This window comes from Sphaerisporangium sp. NPDC049003, assembly GCF_043197795.1.
In the GTDB taxonomy this organism is placed as follows: Bacteria; Actinomycetota; Actinomycetes; order Streptosporangiales; family Streptosporangiaceae; genus Sphaerisporangium.
On sequence record NZ_JBICTU010000091.1, the window covers coordinates 1 to 1,027 of the forward strand.

Sequence of the window (1,027 nt, forward strand, 5' to 3'; positions counted from 1 at the left end):
CGGACCATGTTGTAGAACTGGCGCCACATGAAGTCGCCGTGGGCGCGTTGGCGGCTTTTGACGTCGCCTGGCAGGACGCAGGGTTGGTAGTCGATGCCGTGGGCGTTGCAGTCGGCTTGGTCGGGGAGGTTGACGTTGGTGTAGAAGCGGTCGGTGTCGGCGATGTTGGCGATGCGGCCGACCATCCAGGGGGAGATCATGTTGAAGGCGTGGTAGACGTCGAGGAATCCGGGGCGGGAGTCTTCGTTGCCGGAGCGCCAGTGGGTGGGTACTCCGCCCATCACGTAGCAGCCTTGGTTTTTGAACCAGTTGACGACCTCTAGGCAGGGGGCGGGGGCGAAGGGTCGTTGTGGGTCGTTGAAGCCGAATCCCCAGATGCCGATGACGGGTTTGCCGTTTTGCCTGGCGTAGGCGGGTGAGGTGGTGTGGGCGGCCATTTTGGTGGTCCAGTCGGTTTTGATCTCCGGTTGCATGTTGGTCCAGTCGGAGACGTCGTACATGATGTAGAACTTGCGGCCGGTGGTTTCGGCGGCGGTGCGGACTTTGGTGGCCATGGCGTCGCGGGTGGGGCCTTCGCCGCCCATGGGGTTGAAGCGTTGCAGGGCGGCGGTGTCGATGTTGTTGTCGCGCATCCATCGGAAGTGGGTGTCGACGGTCTGCTGGTCGTAGGAGGAGAACAGGGTGGCGGGTTGGCCGTTGCCGAGGTTGGCGTATGCGGTGGGGTAGGTGCGCTGGTATTCGCGGGTGTCGGGCCAGGCCACGATCGTGGTGTTGGAGGGTGAGGGGGGCTGGCCCATGTTCGCGCTCCAGTGCCACCATCCGTTGATCGGGGCTCCGTCGCCCGGGGCGGCGAACCACCCTTGGTATCCCACGGTGATCTTCCCGACCACATCCCCTGCCGGGCTCGCCGCGCTGGCCGCGCTCGTCAGAGCGGACACCAGTTGCGACGACGACACCGCCGCCAGAGCAGACCCGGACACCACGGAAGTCATGAACCTCCGACGCGAGACGGCCACGTGAACTCCTT

At 64.8% G+C, this 1,027-nt stretch carries 1 protein-coding gene; it reads right to left on the reverse strand.

Going from position 1 to position 1,027, the window contains the following annotated elements:
- A partial coding sequence (locus ACGFIV_RS36305; RefSeq protein WP_392839626.1) for a glycoside hydrolase family 71/99-like protein occupies positions 1-1,016 on the reverse strand: 1,016 nt, incomplete at its 3' end.
- Between the last annotated feature and the right edge of the window lie 11 nt (positions 1,017-1,027).